The organism is Rahnella bruchi (assembly GCF_003614975.1).
GTDB classification, from domain to species: domain Bacteria; phylum Pseudomonadota; class Gammaproteobacteria; order Enterobacterales; family Enterobacteriaceae; genus Rahnella; species Rahnella bruchi.
The window spans coordinates 67,590-89,264 of sequence record NZ_QZWI01000007.1 but is presented as its reverse complement, the minus strand read 5'-3'; the positions used below and the strand labels follow the sequence as shown (position 1 = coordinate 89,264).

The 21,675-nt window shown below is 49.9% G+C and carries 20 protein-coding genes; 8 read left to right on the top strand and 12 right to left on the bottom strand.

Annotated features, from left to right (window positions below; translation table 11 throughout):
* Positions 1-72 precede the first annotated feature (72 nt).
* The 4 genes from D5398_RS13800 to D5398_RS13785 form a co-directional block, all read right to left on the bottom strand.
* A complete protein-coding gene (locus tag D5398_RS13800; RefSeq protein WP_120508153.1) occupies positions 73-1,095 on the bottom strand; it encodes a DUF2891 domain-containing protein in 1,023 nt (340 codons plus the stop codon).
* An 11-nt stretch (positions 1,096-1,106) separates the two neighbouring features.
* Positions 1,107-2,057 carry a DUF979 domain-containing protein gene (locus D5398_RS13795; RefSeq protein WP_120508152.1) on the bottom strand — a complete coding sequence of 317 codons (951 nt, stop codon included), beginning with the start codon at positions 2,055-2,057 and terminating at the stop codon, positions 1,107-1,109.
* A complete protein-coding gene (locus D5398_RS13790; RefSeq protein ID WP_120508151.1) occupies positions 2,054-2,743 on the bottom strand; it encodes a DUF969 domain-containing protein in 690 nt (229 codons plus the stop codon). Before D5398_RS13790 ends, D5398_RS13795 begins: the two co-directional genes overlap by 4 nt.
* Before the next feature lie 340 nt (positions 2,744-3,083).
* Entirely contained in the window at positions 3,084-3,743 is a 660-nt protein-coding gene (locus D5398_RS13785; protein ID WP_120508150.1) for an epoxyqueuosine reductase QueH, read from the bottom strand.
* 213 nt (positions 3,744-3,956) lie between these two features.
* Between D5398_RS13785 and D5398_RS13780 the strand changes: the two genes are divergently transcribed.
* From D5398_RS13780 to dsrB, 6 genes are all read left to right on the top strand, one after another.
* The gene (locus D5398_RS13780) at positions 3,957-4,967 is read left to right on the top strand and encodes an AI-2E family transporter (RefSeq protein WP_120508149.1); all 1,011 of its coding nucleotides are present in this window, start codon (positions 3,957-3,959) and stop codon (positions 4,965-4,967) included.
* 230 nt (positions 4,968-5,197) lie between these two features.
* Entirely contained in the window at positions 5,198-6,259 is a 1,062-nt protein-coding gene (locus D5398_RS13775) for an NAD(P)-dependent alcohol dehydrogenase (protein ID WP_120508148.1), read from the top strand.
* Between the two features lie 226 nt (positions 6,260-6,485).
* On the top strand, positions 6,486-6,824 hold the full coding sequence (locus tag D5398_RS13770) for a hypothetical protein (RefSeq protein WP_120508147.1): 339 nt from the start codon (positions 6,486-6,488) through the stop codon (positions 6,822-6,824).
* A gap of 150 nt (positions 6,825-6,974) precedes the next feature.
* Positions 6,975-7,850 (top strand): ion transporter, encoded by an 876-nt coding sequence (locus tag D5398_RS13765; protein WP_120508146.1) that lies wholly within the window; start codon positions 6,975-6,977, stop codon positions 7,848-7,850.
* 298 nt (positions 7,851-8,148) lie between these two features.
* Positions 8,149-8,358, top strand: a complete 210-nt coding sequence (gene cspE, locus D5398_RS13760) for a transcription antiterminator/RNA stability regulator CspE (protein ID WP_013575246.1) — start codon at positions 8,149-8,151, stop codon at positions 8,356-8,358.
* A gap of 419 nt (positions 8,359-8,777) precedes the next feature.
* Positions 8,778-8,975, top strand: coding sequence for a protein DsrB (dsrB, locus tag D5398_RS13755; RefSeq protein ID WP_120508145.1), 198 nt, complete (start codon positions 8,778-8,780; stop codon positions 8,973-8,975).
* A 96-nt stretch (positions 8,976-9,071) separates the two neighbouring features.
* On the opposite strand, the gene D5398_RS13750 is transcribed toward dsrB, so the two are convergent.
* The 5 genes from D5398_RS13750 to D5398_RS13730 all read right to left on the bottom strand — a co-directional run bounded on the left by D5398_RS13750 (position 9,072) and on the right by D5398_RS13730 (position 16,436).
* The gene (locus tag D5398_RS13750) at positions 9,072-10,772 is read right to left on the bottom strand and encodes a methyl-accepting chemotaxis protein (RefSeq protein ID WP_120508144.1); all 1,701 of its coding nucleotides are present in this window, start codon (positions 10,770-10,772) and stop codon (positions 9,072-9,074) included.
* A 241-nt stretch (positions 10,773-11,013) separates the two neighbouring features.
* A complete protein-coding gene (rcsA, locus tag D5398_RS13745) occupies positions 11,014-11,628 on the bottom strand; it encodes a transcriptional regulator RcsA (RefSeq protein ID WP_120508244.1) in 615 nt (204 codons plus the stop codon).
* 391 nt (positions 11,629-12,019) lie between these two features.
* Positions 12,020-13,210, bottom strand: a complete 1,191-nt coding sequence (locus D5398_RS13740; RefSeq protein ID WP_120508143.1) for a glycoside hydrolase family 88 protein — start codon at positions 13,208-13,210, stop codon at positions 12,020-12,022.
* 73 nt (positions 13,211-13,283) lie between these two features.
* Positions 13,284-14,570 carry an oligosaccharide MFS transporter gene (locus D5398_RS13735; protein WP_120508142.1) on the bottom strand — a complete coding sequence of 429 codons (1,287 nt, stop codon included), beginning with the start codon at positions 14,568-14,570 and terminating at the stop codon, positions 13,284-13,286.
* Positions 14,571-14,597: 27 nt separating this feature from the next.
* The gene (locus D5398_RS13730; protein WP_120508141.1) at positions 14,598-16,436 is read right to left on the bottom strand and encodes a DUF2264 domain-containing protein; all 1,839 of its coding nucleotides are present in this window, start codon (positions 16,434-16,436) and stop codon (positions 14,598-14,600) included.
* A 261-nt stretch (positions 16,437-16,697) separates the two neighbouring features.
* Here D5398_RS13730 and D5398_RS13725 point away from each other — a divergent pair, with 261 nt between their 5' ends.
* Positions 16,698-17,549 carry an AraC family transcriptional regulator gene (locus D5398_RS13725; protein WP_120508140.1) on the top strand — a complete coding sequence of 284 codons (852 nt, stop codon included), beginning with the start codon at positions 16,698-16,700 and terminating at the stop codon, positions 17,547-17,549.
* 23 nt (positions 17,550-17,572) lie between these two features.
* Here the strand turns inward: D5398_RS13725 and D5398_RS13720 are convergent, their stop codons facing one another.
* The gene (locus D5398_RS13720) at positions 17,573-18,973 is read right to left on the bottom strand and encodes a CoA transferase (RefSeq protein WP_120508139.1); all 1,401 of its coding nucleotides are present in this window, start codon (positions 18,971-18,973) and stop codon (positions 17,573-17,575) included.
* 295 nt (positions 18,974-19,268) lie between these two features.
* Here D5398_RS13720 and D5398_RS13715 point away from each other — a divergent pair, with 295 nt between their 5' ends.
* Positions 19,269-19,748, top strand: coding sequence for an Hcp family type VI secretion system effector (locus D5398_RS13715; RefSeq protein ID WP_120508138.1), 480 nt, complete (start codon positions 19,269-19,271; stop codon positions 19,746-19,748).
* Between the two features lie 59 nt (positions 19,749-19,807).
* Here the strand turns inward: D5398_RS13715 and D5398_RS13710 are convergent, their stop codons facing one another.
* Positions 19,808-20,290: a DUF1240 domain-containing protein gene (locus D5398_RS13710; RefSeq protein WP_120508137.1), complete on the bottom strand. Its 483-nt coding sequence runs from the start codon at positions 20,288-20,290 to the stop codon at positions 19,808-19,810.
* Positions 20,291-21,205 (bottom strand): hypothetical protein, encoded by a 915-nt coding sequence (locus D5398_RS13705; protein ID WP_120508136.1) that lies wholly within the window; start codon positions 21,203-21,205, stop codon positions 20,291-20,293.
* Between the last annotated feature and the right edge of the window lie 470 nt (positions 21,206-21,675).

Genomic DNA, 21,675 nt, shown 5'->3' with positions numbered 1-21,675 from the left:
TTCCTGATCAAACACTATTTCTGATCAAAAGCTGTTCACGAGCAATCCGGCGCTTCACGGAGGAAAAAGGGCTCAGGCCTCGAGTGCTAACAGTGCGAAAGTCGCCAGCCAGTGTTCGCCCATGTATGAACTGTCGAGATGATCCAGCGCGCTGTGCAAATGCGCTTCGGCGGTCTGGCGCAGCAGCGCAGTACGCGGATCACCGGCAGGCAACGCGCCCGCCAGAGAACGCTGGCACCACGCGCGGCTGAGATTGAGTCCGTCGAGATGGCCGATTTTGCCATCATTACGGTCAGTCACTGTCGCCGGGGTGAAAAGCGTTGCGGGCTGGCTGTGTGCCAGGTCAGGCAGGAAACGCCCGAACCAGGTCACAAAGGCCTCCGCAGGCAACACGCGGCGCATCAGCTCAGCTTCCATCAGCGAAGGTGAAAGGAATTCATCACCACCCGGCTCCCACGCCTGACAATGCACATCCTCCAGATGCCAGCGCAACGCCGTTTCCTCAATGGTCGACGCCAGTGCAGAGTGCTTAACACTGCGCGCATAATCGAGCGTCAGTGCCAGAGCGAAGGCCGTATTAAAATGGCTGCCGACGCGCAGCGGATAGGTGGCTTTCGGCAGAAAATCGGCAAAACTTTTCTCGAAGAAGCGACTCATCGGTGCCAGCGTTTTGGCCCATCCGGCGGCCTGCGGCAATGCCATTTCATGCAGTTGCTGTGTCAGGGCCAGAAACCATGCCCAGCCGTAAGGCCGTTCGAATCCGTTATGCTGTGGCTGTTGCAGATAAGCCATCTCCGCCGCGACATTTTCGGCGGTGAAATGCGCCGTGACCACGCTGACGATTTTTTCAGCTTCCGGCAGGTCAGGAAAACGGTCCAGCAGGCGCAATAACAGCCAGTAACCATGAACGCAAGAATGCCAGTCGTAGCTGCCGTAAAAAATCGGATGCAGCTCGCGCGGGGTCTGTGCATCCGCCGCGCTGCTCATGGCGTGCATAATTTTATTCGGATACTCGCGCGTTAAATGGTTCAGCGCCAGTGAAGCAAAACGGGACGCCATTTCCGGTGTCAGTTTCAATGTCGGTTGCGTTGTCATCTTTTCCCTTATCAGAAACGGAATACAAAGAGATACATAAAGGCGGTGTTGACCAGTAACAGCAATACGCCGGTTTTCCACTGCGCTTTGATCACGCCATTTTTGTCCTGCAATTCAAGCAAAGCCGCCGGAACAATGTTGAAATTGGCGGCCATTGGCGTCATCAGCGTTCCGCAAAAACCCGATAACATCCCGATCGCGCCCATGATGGCCGGATTTCCGCCGAGTTGGTTAACGATGAGCGGCAAACCGATACCGGCGGTCATGACCGGGAAGGCAGCGAAGCCGTTACCCATAATCATGGTGAACAGCGCCATTCCGAAGGTATAGGCGATAACAATCGCCAGCGGTGACCCCAGCGGGATGATGTTTTTCACCAGTTCCGACACCACATCGCCGACGCCTGCCAGCGCAAACAGTGCGCCCAGAGCGGCCAGCATCTGTGGCAAAATAGCCGCCCAGCCGACGGTATCCATCGTCTGTCCGCCAGCTTTAATTGCTTTGAACGGCGAATCGCGCAGCAGCAACAGCGCGACAATAAATGCCACCAGTGTGCCGATCACCAGCGAAATCAGCGTGACGTTTTTGGTTTCCACCAGCGGCGTGTATTTGAGTGTCAGGGTGCCAATCAGTGTCACAATGGGGATGAGCAGGGCAGGAATAAATAATTTATTCCCAAAACGCTTCGCACCCGCCTCACGTTTTTCCACCATTTGCGGTTGATCGTTATCGGTTTTACCTTTCCCGAGTTTTCCGGTACCGGCAATGACGGCCAGTAAAATCGCCATGCAGCCGGTGACGAAATGCGGTAACTCTGCGCCAAACAGGAACGTAATACCGTAAACGCCCCAGAACAGCGCGTTCACATAACGACGTGAATTGCTTTTATCGAGCAGGTTAAAGAAGGCGTAAGCGCAGAACATCAGTCCTGCGAGGATATATACAGTTTGTAAGGTGATCATTTTGCTGCGCTCCCATGTTGAACGTCAAAACGTTTAGCCAGTGAGCGGTCAAGCAACCACATACGAATAAAATGGATAATCAGCGCGGCAATTGCCGTCGGAATTGCCCAGACGGAAAGATGCAATGGCTCGACATTAATACCGTACTGCTCGAGAAAACCTTTGATCAGCAGAATGGACTGTACGGCGATGAAAATATCCTCACCGAAAAACACCGCAACGTTATCTGTAGCCGCCGCATGAGCGCGAATTTTTTGGCGCACATCATTGGGCAGGTCGCCGTATTTGGTGGTGGCAGCCGCTTCCGCCATGGGCGCAATCAGCGGGCGAACCATCTGGGCGTGGCCACCCAGGGAGTTGAGCCCCAGCGCGGCAGTCATCTGGCGCAGGAAGAAATACAACATCAGAACGCGTCCGGTGGTGGCGGCATGGACTTTGGAAATCAGATGCCGCGCCTGTTCCTTGAGACCACTGCGCTCAAGAATGGCAATGACCGGAAGCGTCAGCCAGATCAGGCCCATATAACGGTTATCGGTGAAGGCTTTGCCGAAAGCACTGATGATCTCAACGGTATGCATACCGCCCGCCAGTCCGGTAGAAATACCGGCCACCGTGACCACTAATAATGGATTAAACCGCAGTGCGAACCCCAGCACGACGATCGGAATACCAATTAAAACCCACATGGTGTGTCCCTCAATGATGTTGTGATTGTTTTATATTTTTGATGGTTCTCTGCCTGGTGAGTACACAGGTAATAACCCTGAGTAATTACATAGATCTAATTCGCATAAAAAATGCGTGAAGCGGAAAGTAACAAGCGTCATGAATGAACGCAAGATGCAAATAAATAGCGAAATATCTCAAAGCGGAGTGGTTAAACAAGGCCGGTAATTATTCTGGCAATATAAATAACTGACCGCAGATTTTAATCTGGTGTATCTGAGAGGTGAGGGGGGAAATAGCAGAATAATAAACCCGACAGTCAGGTCGGGTTTGAAGGGGATGCCGGGAAAAGAAAGCCGGTTATTCGTCGTCTTCGTCGCCGTAATATTTCAAGCCGAGTTTGATAAGCCCGCGCCCCTGCGACTTCCGGTGCAAGTTGCTGTCACGTAAGGAGTAAACACACCCGCAGTATTCCTGCTGATAAAAACGCTCGCGCTTGCTGATGTCAATCATTCGCGCCGAACCGCCTTTTTTACGCCAGTTATAATCCCAGTACACCATGCCCGGATAGGGCGCTGCCGCACGTTCGCCGCAGCCAGTAATTTGTTTCATATCTTTCCAGCGTGAAATACCCAGACAGCTGGTAATAGCACTGAAACCATTTTCCCAGGCATAAAGCGCCGTGCGTTCAAAACGCATATCAAAACACATGGTGCAACGCTCGCCCCGCTCAGGAGCATTCTCCATGCCTTTTGCGCGCTCAAACCAATTATCCGTGTCGTAATCCGCATCAATAAAAGGAATGCCATGTTGCTCGGCAAAACGCATATTCTCTTCTTTACGCAGCATATATTCTTTTTGCGGGTGAATATTCGGGTTGTAGAAATAGATTGTATAGTCGATACCCGATGCCTGAATGGCTTCCATCACTTCACCTGAACAGGGCGCGCAGCAAGAGTGCAGAAGTAATTTATCGTGACCTTCAGGAAGGGCGAGCATTTCACGGATTAATTCAGACATTGTTATTCACCAGAGCTTTTCACGAGAGTGACTCACACAGAATGTAGGAATTTCTTTATCTGTTATCAGGCACGATCATAGAGAACCCTGCGTGACTGTCAAAATTTTCTTGAGTGTTTATGCCGGAGGCGAATGGCAGGGCATTGTTCAGTGCTATGATAAGGACGATTGCAGGGCGCAGCCCGGTACACAGAGATTTTAAGGAAACAGGTAATGCAGATTATGAGATCGAATCAAATTCGCTGGCTCAGTGTGTTGATTGTGATGGGCGGGCTGTTGCTGATTCTTCCTCTCCATTTACTGGCATGTTTCATCGCCGGTTTTTTAGTGTTTGAACTCATCAACGCCCTGACACCTTACTTTCAGAAGATCATCAGCGGTGAACGCGCCCGCTGGGCGGTGGTTGCGGTCATCGGCACGCTGGTCGTCAGTTTCCTGACGCTGGCGATAGCAGGCATTGCAGATTTTCTGATGGAAGATATGAAAAACCCGGTGGCCTTTAATGCCATGGTGTCGCGGTTGCTGACCGACGCGCAGAGCCGTCTGTCGCCGGTGTTGCTGCATTATCTGCCCGCCAATATCGAAGAGTTACAGCGCAGTTTCCTGCAATGGTTACGCGAGCATATTGTGATGATTCAGGCCTTCGGCAAGAATGCAGCGCATGTTTTTCTGACAATGATTATCGGGATGATCCTTGGCGCAATTATTTCACTTCAGCAACCCAATCAGGGCGAACATCATGCGCCGCTGAAAAAGGAATTGTTGCAGCGCATGCGTTTGCTGGGTGAAGCGTTCCGCAATGTGGTATTCGCTCAGTTCCAGATTTCGCTGATCAACACCGTGCTGTCAGGTGTTTTTCTGTTCGGGATTTTACCGTTGTTCGGCATTCATCTGCCGCTGGCGAAAACGCTGGTGGTGGTGACGTTCGTGTGCGGACTGCTACCGGTGATCGGTAATCTTATTTCTAACACGCTGATTTTCATCGTCGGTCTTTCGCTTTCGTTATGGGTCGGGGCGCTGGTGCTGGCGTATCTGATCATCATTCATAAAGTGGAATACTTCCTGAATGCGCGCATTGTGGGCAGCCGTATCAAGGCGAAATCCTGGGAGGTTCTGCTGGCGATGCTGGTCTTTGAAGCGGCGTTTGGAATCCCCGGCGTCGTGGCGGCACCTATCTATTATGCCTATATGAAAAGCGAGCTGAAAGAAGCCGGTCTGGTTTAATCTTCCCCGAACAGTGGCGCATGAAATCTGAAGCGAACAGGTTTCTGGCGTTACTGTTTACTTCGTGTCCGTGACGCCACGCTGTTCACCAAATCTCCTCAAAAAAACAGATTCAGGCAAGCAATAGCGAGAATCGTTATATCTGTTTGTCATCTGAAACCTTCATAATTTCCTGGTGCCCGCAGTTTGTGCGGGCATGAAGTATTCCGTTTGCCTACCAGGAGAAAAAAATGACACTTAACGTTCGTGGTTTCGCTGCACATTCAGCGGATGCGCCTCTCGCGCCTCATAATTTTGTTCGCCGTGACCCGCGTGATACCGACGTTGTGATCGACATTCTGTACTGCGGTGTGTGTCACTCTGATATTCATCAGGCACGTAACGAATGGCATCAGAGCATTTATCCGATGGTTCCGGGCCATGAAATTATCGGTCGCGTTAAGCAAGTTGGCGCGAAAGTAACAGGCTTCAGCGTCGGCGATACCGTCGGTGTGGGTTGTATGGTTGATTCTTGTCAGCATTGTGAGTCCTGTGCAGAAAGCCTGGAACAGTACTGTGAAGAAGGCGCTACCATGACTTACAACAGCCATGATCGTCATGACAACATGATGACCTACGGCGGTTATTCTGAACAAATCGTTGTTTCAGAAAAATTCGTTCTGCGCGTTTCTGAAAAACTGGACATCAAATCTGCAGCACCGCTGCTGTGTGCTGGTATCACCACTTACTCTCCGCTCAAACACTGGAAAGTAGGAAAAGGCCATAAAGTGGCGATCGTCGGTTTAGGCGGCTTAGGTCACATGGGCCTGAAATTCGCTAAAGCCCTGGGCGCGGATGTGACGTTGTTTACCCGTTCCAAAGGCAAAGAGCAGGAAGCTTACCGTCTGGGCGCTGACCACGTGGTGTTGTCTACTGATGCAGAACAAATGGCCGCAGTGAAAAGCCACTTCGACTTCATCCTGGACACCGTACCGAATCCTCACGACCTGAATCCGTATCTGGAAACCCTCAAGCGCGATGGTACGCATATTCTGGTTGGCCTTATCGAGCCAATCGAACCTGCGCTGCACAGCGGCAAACTGGTGATGGGCCGCAAAACCGTGGCTGGCTCTCTGATCGGCGGTATCGCAGAAACGCAGGAAATGCTGGATTTCTGTGCTGAGCATGACATTTCCTGTGATGTGGAAATGATCGACATGCAGGATATCAACGGCGCTTACGAACGTATGCTGAAAAGCGATGTGAAATACCGCTTTGTTGTTGATATGGCTTCGCTGAAAAACGCCGGCTAACTCATACTGAGCAATGAATGACCGTTATTGCGCAAGAAATAACGTTTATTACGTGTTGTATCGAGATATTGGTTAAATAGCGACCTAATGCGTCTGTCCTGATAATTGAGTTAAATCAGCGGGGCAGGCGCATTGTGGCGAAATTTACTCTTTACACGTTTCTGTGACTTCTCGGCTTGAAAGCGCGGTGGTATCCTGCTGCCTTTCGCCGGGCGAAGGAAAACCAGTGGCTAAGAGTTTTGATGAACTCATCAGAGACATGGATCTGATGATTGAACATGTGGACAGGCTGAAAGACCTGCCGCCACGTGCAGCGCAACCAATCGCTGCGGACAAACCTGCGTACGATTCTTTCGGTGAGATTTTCGCCCTGAAAGCCGTGATGCGGGCTTTTATTTCTTCGGTCGACACCATTGTTAAAGTGCAGATTGCGAAGAAAGTCGAACAGGATATCGGCCATCTGGAGAATACTGTGCGGTCAATTGGCGGCGGCAGCGCTGACGCAGAAGACGTCGCACAAATTACGGCCTATGTCCGTCATGCAGTTTCAGAGCTCATGGATTAATCCGGCACGCTTTCAGCGCGCTGTACAAACGCCGGTCACTGGTCTTTTAAAGACAATATGTGACCGGCGTTTTTTTTGGACTTTCTAAGCCATAGGCGCGGCGGAAAAAAGCGTCTATTCTTGCCGTAACTCCTTTTGCCGGTGCCGTTTATGTCACAGGATTACCGCTATTTCGCGTCAGCAAGACGCAGATGTTATGCCCTTTTATTTGAGCACCGTACCCGCAGCGGCCGCCGGATGGAAACCTTCTGGATTGTCATCTCGCTGCTGAGCGTTCTGTTTTTGTTTATAGAGTCGAGCGCGACCGATCTCTTTCCCACTATTCCGGACATCCTGTACCGATTTGGCACGATAGAAGTGGCTTTCACCGTGCTGTTCACGGTGGAATACGTTCTGCGGGTGATCTCCTCACCGCGAAAAGTCCACTATCCGTTGAGCTTCTTCGGGTTTATAGACCTCTGTACGATTTTGCCGATGTACATCCTGTGGCTGATACCGTCACTCAGCGTGTCACCCGATCTGGTGGTGCTGGTGCGCCTGCTGAGGGTGCTGCGCGTATTGCGGGTGCTTAAGCTGCTGCGTTATATGAGTGACGCCGGAATTTTGTGGCGAAGCCTGATGCGCGCGCGACGTAAACTGGGCATCTTCTTCGGCTTTGTAGCGATAATCCTTTGCCTGTTCGGCGGGCTGATGTTCGCGGTAGAAGGGGGGAAGGACGGATTTACCTCATTGGGTGCCTCGGTCTACTGGGCGGTCGTGACGCTCACCACGGTCGGTTATGGTGATATTACTCCGCACACTGCTCTCGGGCGAATGCTGGCATCGGTGCTTATCCTGCTGGGGTATTCCATCATCGCCGTACCTACCGGGATCTTAACGGCTTATATGTCACAAGAATTGGAAAAAGGACGGGCAGCGCGTTCTTGTCAGATTTGTCTGCATTCCGGACATGAAATTGATGCAAAATTTTGCGCGCATTGCGGTACGGTCCTTGAGGCAGATACTTCACAACCTATTGAAAAATAGCCTGATGATTGGTTAATGATTGTACTGAATGGTACATATTTAGACTATTTTGAGAGTTTACCTCACCATTGCATTAAAAAGAGTTGCTATTAAAGGGCAGTCATGAGTTAATGCGTACCGGCCTGTGGTACAGACCTATTTATGCACGACATCCTGAGTAAAGTTGTTCCAATTTAAAGCGTTATCCATGATAACCCTGCTCTGACGAATTTCCTTCTTAGTGCCTCCATAAGTAACGACTGAAATCCGGCTATAACATGCCCATGGTGGCGAAATTTATTTTTAAAAGGTAATTCCTATGTCAATGATGAAAGGTCAGGTTAAGTGGTTTAACGAGTCTAAAGGCTTTGGCTTCATCACTCCTGCTGACGGCAGCAAAGATGTATTCGTACACTTCTCTGCAATCCAGGACCAAGGTTTCAAGACCCTGGCTGAAGGCCAGAACGTACAGTTCACTATCGAGAACGGTGCTAAAGGTCCGTCTGCGGCTAACGTTACCGCTATCTAATCTTGCTTTACCGCTGTTTCAGCGATAAACGTAAAGATAACAAAAACCCGCATGCGCGGGTTTTTTTACGTCTGTAGTTTATGGATCTCGTTTATGGATCGGGTTTGTGGCTCTGATTGTGTAGACAGTTCTGTGATGACTACTCCGCTGGGACGTGCTGGCAAAAGAGCAAAAAAAAGCCCGCATAGTGGCGGGCAAAAATATTTCTTATGACATTCATTGTTGTACTCCCTCGGGGGTGAGCACGCGCCAGTATAAAGGAAATGAAAGTCAGTATTCTGGCCGCAATATGTTAAGGAAATGCAAATTAGTGCCGCAGGGTTATTTTCTACTTTTCAGGCTAACTTTCCCCTCGCCACCTGCTTTTGTGTGGCTGTCTGTACTACAATAAACATAATTGAAAACCATGGGATAACCCGATGAAAGTTAATGATCTTGTGACAGTAAAAACCGACGGCGGACCGCGCCGGCCAGGTAAAGTATTAGCCGTAGAAGAATTTTATGAAGGCGTTATGTATCTGGTATCGCTGGAAGATTATCCGGCAGGCATCTGGTTCTTCAATGAAGGCGACACCAAAGACGGCACATTCGTTGAGCCGCGCGAAGAAACAGAATAGCCGTTACCTGCAAAATTCAGTCGGCATAAAAAACACCGGGGCAATGCCGCCGGTGTTTTTGTTTTTAAGGCCGTCCTTTACGGTGATGTTTCGGGATCAGAAAGTTTCCCAGCCAGGTTGTTCACTGGCCTGTTTGGATAAGCGCTTGTCCGGAACGGAAAGGGCGCGTGCCGGTGGCTGGCGGTGTGCAGGGGCTTTTTGAGCCGTGTTTTCAAGACGAAAAACTGCCACGGCCTGTGTAAGACGCGCCGCCTGTTCTTCCAGCGATGCCGCCGCAGCGGAGGCTTCCTGTACCAGCGAGGCGTTTTGCTGGGTGACGCCGTCCATTTCCGACACGGCCAGACTGACCTGACTGATCCCGCGGCTCTGCTCGTCAGAAGCAGAAGCGATTTCACCCATGATATCCGTGACATGACTGACGGCGGTGACGATTTCAGACATCGTATCGCCCGCGTCGCCGACCAGAATGCAGCCTTCGCCCACGTAATCGACTGATTCTTCAATCAGCGTTTCAATTTCTTTCGCAGCCTGCGCGCTTCTTTGCGCCAGACTACGCACTTCGCTGGCAACGACGGCAAATCCGCGTCCCTGTTCTCCTGCACGCGCGGCTTCAACCGCGGCGTTCAGCGCCAGAATATTGGTCTGGAAGGCAATGCTGTTAATCACGTTGGTGATTTCGGCAATTTTGGACGAGCTGCGGGAAATTTTGTCCATCGTCGTTACCACATCTTCCACGATGCTGCCGCCTTTTTGCGCTTTATGCGAGGCATCAGCGGCCAGTTTGCTGGCGTGGTGGGCATTTTCGGAGTTCTGCTTCACGGTCGCGGTCAGCTGCTCCATACTGGCGGCCGTTTGTTCCAGCGCAGCAGCCTGTTGCTCGGTACGTGAGGAAAGGTCGGTATTGCCGGAAGCGATTTCCGTCGACCCCTGATAAATCGACATGGCACCTTCGCGCACGGTCAGCACGGTGGATGCCAGAGACTGCTGCATCTGCTCAACATTGCTGCTCAGCACGCCAATTTCATTGCGACCGTTGCTCTGGCCCGGCTGCGTCAGGTCGCCCTCGGAGATTTTCTGAATACGCACCACCAGACGGTTCAGCGGATGAATGATTACTTTACGCATCACCAGATAAGTGATGAAGGTCAGCACCAGCGCCAGCAGGAAACTGCCTGCCATCAGGGTATAACCGAGAACAGCATTGCGCTGGGCTTTGTCATTAATGGCATTGGCGGTTTCGGTGCGATAGGCAATGGCAGCCAGTAACGGCGTATTGTTGGCCAGATCAAGGTTGCGCACGGTTTCCGCTTCCTGAGAAATGACTTCTTCAAAATGCGCCTGCTTTGCTGATTCCAGCATCGGCGCCATGCCTTTGGTCAGATATTCGTTGTAGGCTTTTTTCAGCGGTTCATCGAGCGCCAGATCCTTTTCCGTTTTATTCGGGCGGTTGATATAGCTTTCAAACGAAGACTGCGATTGTTTAATACGGCTGGCCGCGTCAGTCAGGTTCTGGTTGAAAACATCCTGATCACCGATACGGGCGGCAGCAGCGGCCTGGATCAGCAACAAACGTGCCGTACGCAAATGGTTAGAACTGTTCGAAAGCGCCAGACGAATTTGCAGTTCCTGCGTGGCATTGGCCAATGCGGCATTGCTTTGCTTAAGAAAGAAACTGGATGTGCCGATGGAAACGGCAAAAAGAAATAGGATCCCGGTGAGGATCAGGCTAATCAGGGTAATCAGTCGAATATTGCTGATGAAAGACGTTCTGGTATCTGAAAGGGTAGGAGTATCCATTTTATTTTATTCCGCTCTGTTGATCCTGCATACCGTCGGTTCCGGACGGTAAATAACAGCGATGTAGGCATTGCCAGCGGGCAAGTCCTGCCGTGACGAAAAGAAAACGCCATTAAGATTCATCGGCATTCGGGCGGAGGGATTCAGTTTATATTTGTGGGGCAGATCGCATTTTTGCAGATTAATTACGTTCGCTACAGGCTACGTTAAGACACAGCCTGTAGCGGGAACCAGGAAAGGGTTAATTCACGTAAATTCCATTGGTGAGTTGATCACACAAACGAACAACGTGATAAATAATATGCTTATTCGGTGATTTTATTTTCCGCTTAATATTTCCCTTATACGAAGACACCGTTTTTGTTTTGATTTGCAACTTATCAGATATTTCAATCGTTCCGTTACCCGACATCCACATTCTTAGCATGGCGGATTCTGAGCGGCTAAGCATCACCGGTCTGATATCCAGAGCCGCGCAACTGGCCGGATCCTGTGCCTGCGGGAGTGAAGGATGATTCAGTAACTGCCGGAGCGTTTCTGCCTTAATCGATTTCGAGGTGATAATCACGTTCTTACGAACAAAAATATATTCTTCAAAATGTATACGCGTACGCGACATGAAGATAAAAAATAACGTCTCCGGGCAGTCAGTAATCAGTTCGCCCAGTCGCTCTTTGTTCTGTGACTGAGACAACATGCAATCCTCATTTATAAACACCACAGAGGGATTGAGTCTGATGCATCCGGCGTGTAACTGGTCAAAATGGGTGGCGTAACTGATCTCCTGTTCACTGGTGAGTAATTGTTGCAACCCCAGACGGGTATACCGGCATGGATCCAAGATTATCGTTTGCATAGTAAGTCCTCTTAGGACGTCCTTGTTCTGCATAATGATTGGATTCTTTAGTGTCAGCAAAAAAGCGCAAAGAATGAGCGCTGACTCTACTTTTTGCATGAAAGATGGCGGCGTGGAAGTGTTATTTTCAGGCGTTCACAGGCAGGGAGGTTTTTGATTAATTTGGTTTATGTCAGGATTAACTTTGTAACTGAACAAAAAAAAGGAACTAATTCGGATTATTCTTAATGGTTGTAAGGACATAGAAGAAGTGCTAAACAATGGGCGTGTTACCGTAACACGATGTAACACTTCGCAAGGAGATGATGATGCTGCTTATGCTTAAAAACAATTCACGAATGAAAAATGGCAACAAAAGCGGACGCAGCGTGTCAGCGCTGCGTCACAGTGATTACCAGTAGGACTGCCAGCATTGCGTCAGGCGCGTCAGCGCTTCGACATAAAAATAATCGCCCCAGCTGCAACACTCATCCACGCCTTTGCCGCTTCCCATGTGATACACAGAATGCTTAAGCAGCCCGTCACAATCTTCTTGCTCACCGGCCAGATAATTCTCAGTCAGCGAATCCATAATACGCAGCGCCATTTCTTCGTAGCATGCGCGTTTGTCGTCGGTGGCGGGCAGCGTCGTCGCCAGACTGAGCAACCCGCACACTGCAATGGCTGCCGCTGAACTGTCGCGAACCGCATCGGTGCCCAGCAACGCTAAATCCCAGTGGCAGACATCATCTTCCGGCAGACGATTAAGGAAATAATGTGCCAGACAGCGAGACAACTCGACCTGTTCTTCATCACCGGTATAGCGATAACTGAGCAGGAATCCGTAAATGCCCCAGGCCTGACCGCGCGACCAGCAGGAGTCATCAGCGTAACCCTGATGAGTATTACCAAAACGTGGCTCGCCGGTCACGGTATCCATGTAATAGGTGTGATAAGTGGAAGCGTCCGGGCGCACGATATATTTCGCTGCCTGCTCCGCATGGGCGCGCGCGGCTTCGGCAAAGCGCGCCTCCCCGGTTTGCTCGCTCGCCCAGTACAGCAGAGGCAGGTTCATATTGCAGTCAATAATCATGCGTCCGGCCTGTTCCGGATCCTTTAAATCACCCCATGCCTGAATGATTTTAGCTTTGGTGTTAAAACGCTCCATCAGTGCCTCAGCGGCCAGCAGGGCAAATCCGCGCGCCTGACGATTACCGGTCAGTTTAAAGGCGCTGACGCAGGATAAACTGTAGAGAAAGCCGAGATCGTGCGTGGCCGTATCAATGCGGTTAGCGATGCGGTTGCCAAATGACGTCACCTGTTTTTCTGCCGCCAGCCGGTAACGGTCGTCGCCGGTCATCTCCCAGGCCAGCCACAGCTGACCGGTCCAGAAACTGGTGGTCCATTCCACATTGTCTGTCAGTTTGTAGTGGCCGTTTTCGCAGTTTTCTGACGGAAACTTATCGCCAAAATTATCCAGATTGCGGGAAATTTTACTAAGCACTACCTGACGTGCCCGTTGTAATTTCTGCGCGAAAGCAATTCTGTCCAGCTGATTCAGTTCAACGGGCAATAACTTTTCTTTCGTGATGTTAAGCGTCATAACGTCTCCCTTTTGCAGAGCAATAAGTGTCTTTATTTCGGTGGATAGAGTTCAATAAATGGGTTTGTGTCGGTCACCGCTTCAGCGGCGCGAGTTCGCCGTTATTCTCAGCGGGTGTCACGGGTGCAGGCACGCCGGATCGCAGGCTGTGACAGGCCGACAAAGTGAAAGCGGAAATCAGCGTAAAGCACAGGGCAATGCCGCCCATCACCAGATAGGTGTGTTCGAAACCAATGCGATCGTAGAAGTAGCCGGCAGGCGGGGCGACCACAATCGAGCCGACATAGATCATCGCCTGATAACCCAGCAGATACATGGTGGCGTTGACACGTTTGCTGAAATGCTCAGCGATATATTTAAATACCGACACCAGCAGCAGGGCGATTTCCAGGCCGTAGAACGGTTTGATAATCGAGATAAGCAGCGGATCGTGGGTCAGCCCGGAAGCGATCAGGCGTAATCCCACCAGCGCACCGACAAACAGCAGGCCCTTCTTGGCCCCGAAATAGTTCACCAGGAAGGGGATCACCATCATCATCAGGAATTCCATGCCGGACTGTACGGTGCTCAGATATCCGTACCACGCGTTGCCTTGTTCTTTGGTGTCGAAGAAGGTGACGAAATAGCGCGAGAACTGTTGTTCGGCGACAAACATCATCCACGCCACGCCCGCCACATACATCGAGAACATCCAGAATTTGCGGTTTTTGAGCAGCAAAATAACGTCGCCGAACATGATTTTTTGCGAAGAAATGACGTCATTATTTTTGAGTTCTTCATCACCAATCTTCAGTGACAACAGCACCACTAACATCACCAGTGATGTGGCGCTGCTCAGACCGAAGTTCCAGGCCGGAGACAGATTAAACAGCACGCCGGAAAACGAGGCAGCCAGCGCCCAGCCCAGTGAGCCCCACATCCGCACCTGCCCGAATTCCATGTGATACAAACGGCTGAAACGGTCGGCGTAAGATTCTGACGCTGCCACACCGGCATACCAGCCGAGGCTCAGATACAGTGCGCCGACGATAATGCCGAGCATCAGATGGCTGTCCAGCAGCGGCTGATAGACGAAAATAAAGAACGGAGCCATCAGCGCGGAAACCAGCACGACAAAATAGAGCAGGGACTTGCTCATCCCGATTTTGTCCATGATGTAGCCATATACCGGCTTCATGATCACCGCGAACACGCCGTTGATGGCAAAGACCGTGCCGATACTGACGCTGTCCAGCCCGGCTTTTTGGCCGAGCCACAGGGCGTAGAGCCCGAAGCTCGAAGACCAGGTGAAGAAATACAGGAATATAAAGCTGCTCATTTTATAGTAAGCCGTTTTACTGGCAGTTTTTATGGCTTTCATAGTGACTCCTGAAACGGACTCTGACGGTTAATTCAACGAGATCTGGCCGCTGTGGCCGTTCGACTGCCAGCGCAGTTGCCCGCCATCGAGGCTGACTTCCGGCACGGATTTGTTGCTGATATCGGCTGTTGCAGACGCGCACACGGCGGTGATCAGCCAGTGAGAACCTGCGTTAAGGGTATTTTTCAGTACCGGTATAACAGCGGTTTCGGCAAACATAATGCTGCTGTTTGGCGGGGTAATCACCGCTTCGGCTACGCGCGCCGACAGACTTTCCAGGCTGACAATCCGGCTGATGCCGTTACGCGCGCAAACCGTCATGGCACGGCGATCACCGGTATATTCGGTTTGTGTGGCAGGCTCCTGAATGACGGCGAAACCGCCTTCGGCTGTATCAAGCGGGCGCTGGTTTTCAACATGGTGAACGCGTAAATGCCAGTCGCCGCAGGGAATGAGCCAGGTGCGCACGCAAACGTCGTGCCACGGCAGCCAGCGGGAATAAATCATTGATTCGGTGATCCGGGTTTCGGCGCAGTCGCGACGCCCGCGGAAATACCCGTCACCCTCTGAGAACATCAGCATCGAATCACAACCGGCATGTTTGAGTCCGTAGCGGCCCCTGTCGAGGGTAAAACCGAACTGGCTGGAATAAGCAAATTTGGTGTACTTGGCTTCGGTATTGACGAAGTTATTCAGCTCTAGCTGACCGGAAGTGAGCATCACTACGTGCTGACTTTCCCCGTCGCGGGTCAGGATCTGATTCGCGTGAGGAATACAGTGGGCGCGGGAAAGCTCCGGCAGCGGTGCTTCTTCAGCCTGCCAGAACGCATCGTCCTGTGGCAGTGCCAGCACCAGAAATAGTTTGCACGCCCAGTAAGGGGAGCCCGGCGCGTTATAGTCCTCGGCCATCACCAGATTGGGCGTGTGATAACCAATACTGAGCACGCCGTCACGGTCAAAAATCGGCTCTTTCAGCCAGTGGCGCAGATGGCGCAGAATTACCCCTTTGATGATGCCTGGCGTGAACACGTCCAGCTTGCTGTACGCGGCAGCGCTCCAGAAAGCGGCTTCGGCGAAGCGATAGGTCAGGCTGCGCCCGAAAGGTACAGCCGCGCCGCCGGCAGAGAACAGCGTAATGAAATCCTGTGCGAAGCGCTGAGCGCGTTCACGCAGCATGGCGGCACGTGGTGCATCCACATCGGCCATATTTTGTGCGTAAAGCAGCCCGTAATAATGAAACGCCATGGAAATGTAGTAATCACGCGGACGACCGGGGCCATCGGAATACCAGCCGTCACCGAGATAATAGCTTTCCATCAGCTCAAATCGGGCAGCCACGGCGGCCTGATCCCAGGGCAGGCCGGACTGCTTAAAGCCCATCTGCACCATGACCGGGAAGAAATTCCAGTTGTTATTGGGAATGGTCGCGTCGCGTCCCTGATTAAGCCAGTCCGCCAGATTTTGCTGTTCCTGCACAGTGAAGTGCTGCAACAACCGTTTGTTGAGCAGCGTGAGACCAACACCAAAAGCAGCCATTTCTACGCAACGCTGGTCGAAATCACGGATATTTCCCCAGTACTGCGGATGCTGCGGGTCGGTACCAAAGCGAATAGCATTAATATAGAAGGGCAGGTCCGCACATTCGCCGCCACCGGCGAGCAATGGGAAAATCCCCCACAGCATGCGCGACAGCGCTTCCATTTTGGCAATTTCTTTACCGTAATGCGTGGTGGTATTTCCGAGATCAATGCCGCTTTTACCTTCTTCGGTGTACGGCGACACTGCCGAGAGCATGTCATTGAGCAGTTGCTGCATATCGTTGCGGGTACGCAACGGATTATCGATGTTGACAATATTCAGGGTCATCAAAGCTCTCCCGGTGACTGAGTGGGAACCAAAAAATAAAGGTCTATTAATTTGAAATATTATTTCATTTCTCTGTTTCAGGAATGAAATATAGAGAAGTGACCCGCGCTGATTGTTAACTGCTTCACACAATGGCGTGATTTTTAAAATTGTGATTATTAAATGGCGGATAAAAGGGCTTAAATTATAAAAAGCTGACTGAAAATTGTGTTTTGTTGTCCTGGATAAAAATGACGCAGAAATGCATTATGAGGAACCCCAATGCCGGCATCTGATTATCTTGAACGTATTGCCCTTAACGAACGACAGGTTTCTTTTAACCGGATGAGCCGCGGAAGTGCCAATTATTTTCACTGGCATCAGTGCCTGGAATTACTTTTTGTTAGCCAGGGCTACGGCATTGTGATCGTCGATAATCAGCAATACACGCTGAGGCCGGGGCGGATGTTTGTCTTCCCGCCCTTCAAACTGCATAAAGTTTTTGTGGAAGCTGACGAGAAGAACGCCTATTTGCGCACCACCATTCATCTCGACCATCAGTTACTGGATGGATGTTTGCAATCCTTCCCGCAGCGTCGCAGACGATTTGCCAGTTTATGGGATGCCGACCGCGCCGCACCGATTTTCGATCTGAGCGAGCACGCCAGTCATATAGAAGTGATCCTCGAACAGTTCAATCAGTTACCCGAATCCCAGTCGAACCAGTGGGAAGAGATCACCATGCTCATCCTGCAACTGATGGTTTTTATGCCTGCAGAAGACGGGCAGCCGAAAACCATCAGCCGCACAACGGCTTCGAAAGTGATGCAATGGATTGAAGAAAATTACGTGCAGAAGTTTTCACTGGCAGCGCTTGCGGCGGCTCTCGGGCTTTCTGAAAGCTATATATCACGGGTATTCGGGCAGGAAACCGGGGGCTCGATTCAGGATTATCTCGCCACGCGGCGGGTGAAGCGCGCCTGCGAACTGCTGCGCTCAACCGACCATTCGGTCGAGGAAATTGGGTTGCAATGCGGCTTTTCAGACGCGCCGTATTTCATCACCCGTTTCAAGAAAATGATTGGCAAAACGCCGCTGCAATATCGCAAAGCGGCATTTTCATTGTTGTCTTAAGGGTGACCGGACCGCGTCAAACCTCATTTTCCCGACGAATCGGATTGCCAGCTGGCAGAGGCAGAACCGAGCGGTGATGCCGGTAGATGCCATTGCAGCAAGGTGTTTTCCAGCCAGACGGGCGCAAGTAAACGTCGTGCATTGCCCCAGACAGTGATTTCCTGTTCAGGTGAGAAGTCGGCCTGATGTGCGGATTCAGTCAGCGGTTCGTCGCTGACGGCTGTTGCACCGTTTTCCATCAGTTCCCGTGCGGTACGTGCTAGCGACAGGCGGGATTCGCTGCCCTGACCGTTTTCCATTCGTTGCGCTAAACCCTGCAAAACTGCTGCCGCCATCAGATAACCGGTGGTGTGATCGAGCGCCTGAACCGGTAAAGGCACCGGTTTATTACTGCCTGACAGTTTCATTCCCTGTTGTGCAATACCGCAACTCATCTGCACCAGACTGTCAAAGCCGCGCCGCTCGCGCCACGGCCCGCTCCAGCCATAGGCATTCAGACAAACATCCACCACACCCGGCGCGATAGCACGGCGCTGCTCGCTGCCATAGCCGAGTTTATGCAACGCACCGGCACGGTAGCCATGGACGATCACATCCGCATCGCGTAATAATTCTTCGAAACGATGACGGTCCTGCGGGTTATGCAGATTGAGCCGGGCGCAGTGTTTGCCTAATGTGAGGTCAGCTTCCTGACTGGTTTCATCCCAGCCGAAGGGATCGATACGCAGCACATCCGCGCCTAGTCCGGCCAGAAAACGTGTGGCGACGGGCCCGGCGATAATCCGAGTCAGGTCGAGAACTTTTATGCCTGCCAGCGGCTTTTCACGGGATAACGCCCACTCAGGTAGTGCCGTGGCAGGGGATAAAGAGCGCTGAAACAACGGCTCATTTTGCAGGGATTTCCCCTGCACATGCTGCTGCCATTCACCCGGGATGAGCATCTGCGCGGCGCATCCGCCCGCCTGAACCACGGCCTGTTCCAGTTCAGCCTTTTTCCACATTATTACCCGCTGTGCCAGGGCTTCGCGGTTTTGCGCCTTACCGAGCAGGGATTCCACCACTTTGCGATGCGCCGGAGCATTGGTATGCAGGCGGATCCAGCCATCAGCGGTGGCGTAATCCCCCGCCAGACTGTCCCACGCGGGCGGGATTTCCCAACCCTCTGGTTTTATACTGGTTTTACACCAAAGCGACGCAAGCCGCCGGTCGACTGTAACGGTTTCGTGTCCGCCGTGTTTAAGCGCCAGTAAACGCGTTAACGCCATCCCGGCTAATGCGACAGACGCGGTGATGAGCGGCGTAACCGGATAATAAGAGGTCAGATTTCCTGCGCCGTTAATATGAAGCGAGCAGGGAAGTGAAATCTCGCCGGTGAGCTGAGCGTACAACGCCCGTGCTTTTTGCTGGATAGGTTCATCTGACATGCGTTAACCTCAATATGTGAAGCATAGGAATTACAGAACAATAACAATTTAGCATGGCAGGGCTGGGATTGCTGATGGCAACGACATAATAATTTAATATCTTATTTTACTGCGAACTATGAGGTTAATAATTAACTAAGAAAATTTGTTTTAGCTTTTTGTCACAGTTTAACTAATGAATGGATGTTATATTCATCCGGCTTCATGCTTACTATGAATTATAAACATTAATATGACTTATGATTCGGGATGGAAATATTTTTTTGTAAAATATTAAACTTAAAGGAATAACCTTATGGCTAATGAAATCTATCTAACTCTAAATGGTAAAACTCAGGGGTTAATATCATCAGGATGCTCGTCGCTGGACTCTATTGGTAACAAAGCACAATTAGCCCATTTAGATCAGATCATGGTTTATGAATTAAGCCACTCGATTTCACGTGAACAGAATGCTGCACACCATCCGGTCATTATCACTAAACCGTTGGATAAGTCCTCCCCATTAATTGGGAAAGCAATTTCCGAAAATGAAGTTCTCACCTGTGATATTGACGTGTACCGCATAAATCAATTTGGTATTAACGAGCTATTTTATAAATTCAAGTTAACAGGTGCGAGAATTACCGATTTGCATATTTTGCTTCCGCATGTTCTTCACGATAGCCAAGGACAGCCACAGGAAGCCATTACTTTCTCCTATGAAACGATTACATGGGAACATGTTTCAGCGGGAACTAGTGCATATAGTTTATGGAATGACAGAGTGATGTAAAATTCAAATGCCTGACGGGTGAGCGGTTTATCACCTGTCAGGCCTGAAGTCCGGCACTTCTAGTCATCTATTCCAAGCTTATGTTCCAGATTAAATTTCTCGTGACTCTTATTCCAGGATTTAACTCCGGTGAGTGTGTAACACTGGTTTTCATCCTTAACATAGAAAACTCCGGTAAAAGCTCCACCAACAGCACAGTTATGATAAGAGGAGAAAGCAAATCCTAAGTTAACAAGCGGGCATGCCAGCAATACAGGGAAAAACATTAAAACGGTTATCGCTGTCATACGTAAAATGTACTTCTCTAATGCAGGGCTTGCCTTTTTATTTTTGGTGAAAAAGCAACTAACAAACAGAACTTCAAAATATACTGCCATAGGTATCGTGGTCAATATTGGGAAAACTCGCCAGTTGAAGTAAATGGCATCGCTGAACCTGAATAACAGCATGGCATCTACCAGGCAGAATTTATAAAGGAAAAAGAGTGTAACAGGAAAAATTAGTGTGAAAATGAGGATGACGATAAAATTCCTGATTGGCATCTAGCCTCCGAAGTGTAAAGATGAGTTAAAAGGCGAGTGGTGCATTAAATTCCACTTCTCAATTGAATTTCTTTCAGCTAAGCCATCTTTAATCATTTCCTTTAATTTTTCTGAAAGTTTCATATGCCGGTCAATAGTATCTAAGGAATAAGTGATGACAACACCGATAACTACTATCGCAACGATACCCAACGCAACAGGAATAACGACAGTTGTTGCTGCAGTAATTAACCATCCTCCTGCTAATGCCATTAATTTTGTCACGAAGACGATTGCAATAACTTTTGCCATATCCATGGTGATGTCGCCAATGAAATCCACAATGTTATACTCATCTTTGAATATTAACTCTATGGTTCTGTATGCAAGCGAAAACCAAATACTGAAGTGTATGCCCGAGATAATCCCAGAGTTTATTCCCGCTTTACCTATGCCTAATTCAAGCACCTGCGGGTTATTAATGGCATATCGGGTGCCTTTAAGGATCCTGCGGATACCTGCGCGGCCGGTAATTTTCACATATTCGACTCCTTTAATTTTGTAGAGGATTGCTTTAATGCCTAAACCCTTAAAATTGAAAACAAGTTTGTTAGAATCGTTATAATACGTTGTGAGGTTTTTGATGTTTTTGAGTCCGGTGTTGCCATCTTTTATATTTCCTGCGTATGTTGCGGTAGAATCAATTCCCGTGAGTAATTGATTCAGGACCGAGTCGGCCTCTTCAAGTGTCAGTAACATTAAATGTTGATTGTTTTTATTAAACGCGCTCTCCAACCCTATTGTGTCCTGTATATACTCATGTTTAGGTATAAGTTGATTAACAGGAACGTTGCCCCGTAGGTAATCACCAAAATACCCGGCCGCCGTTCCCCTGAGTTCATCTACCGGTACAGGGACTCCCAGTTCATCTTTCATTTGTTCTGACCTTATATTTCATTGATAAGGTCTTATGCTATTCGCATAGGAATACACATTATTGATCTCCGTCGTAGTATTAAAATTTAATCCAAATTAAATGCAATCATCAGGATAATGTATGAAATTAATATATTCACTTAACAGATAATAAATGTCTGTGGCGGTATTATTAATGATTCGTGTATATAATCCGAATTCAGTTTATCTCTTGAACATAGGATTTACCGGTGAGTCTTATCCCTACAGACGCCGGTGTTATATTGTCTGCTTGTCTGCCAGTTGAAGAATAGTAAGGCTCCGGTAACAGAATGCTCCTAAATTCGCCACGGCTTTATCATCAAATAGTGGCTGTAATTGTCACTGGAGTTTCCGTTTCCAAAAACCGTCTCAGCCCCTGCCATACACGGCATGTACTCAGTCATATACGCTAACTTTTTCAAGCAAAATATTAGCTGAATGCATTCAAT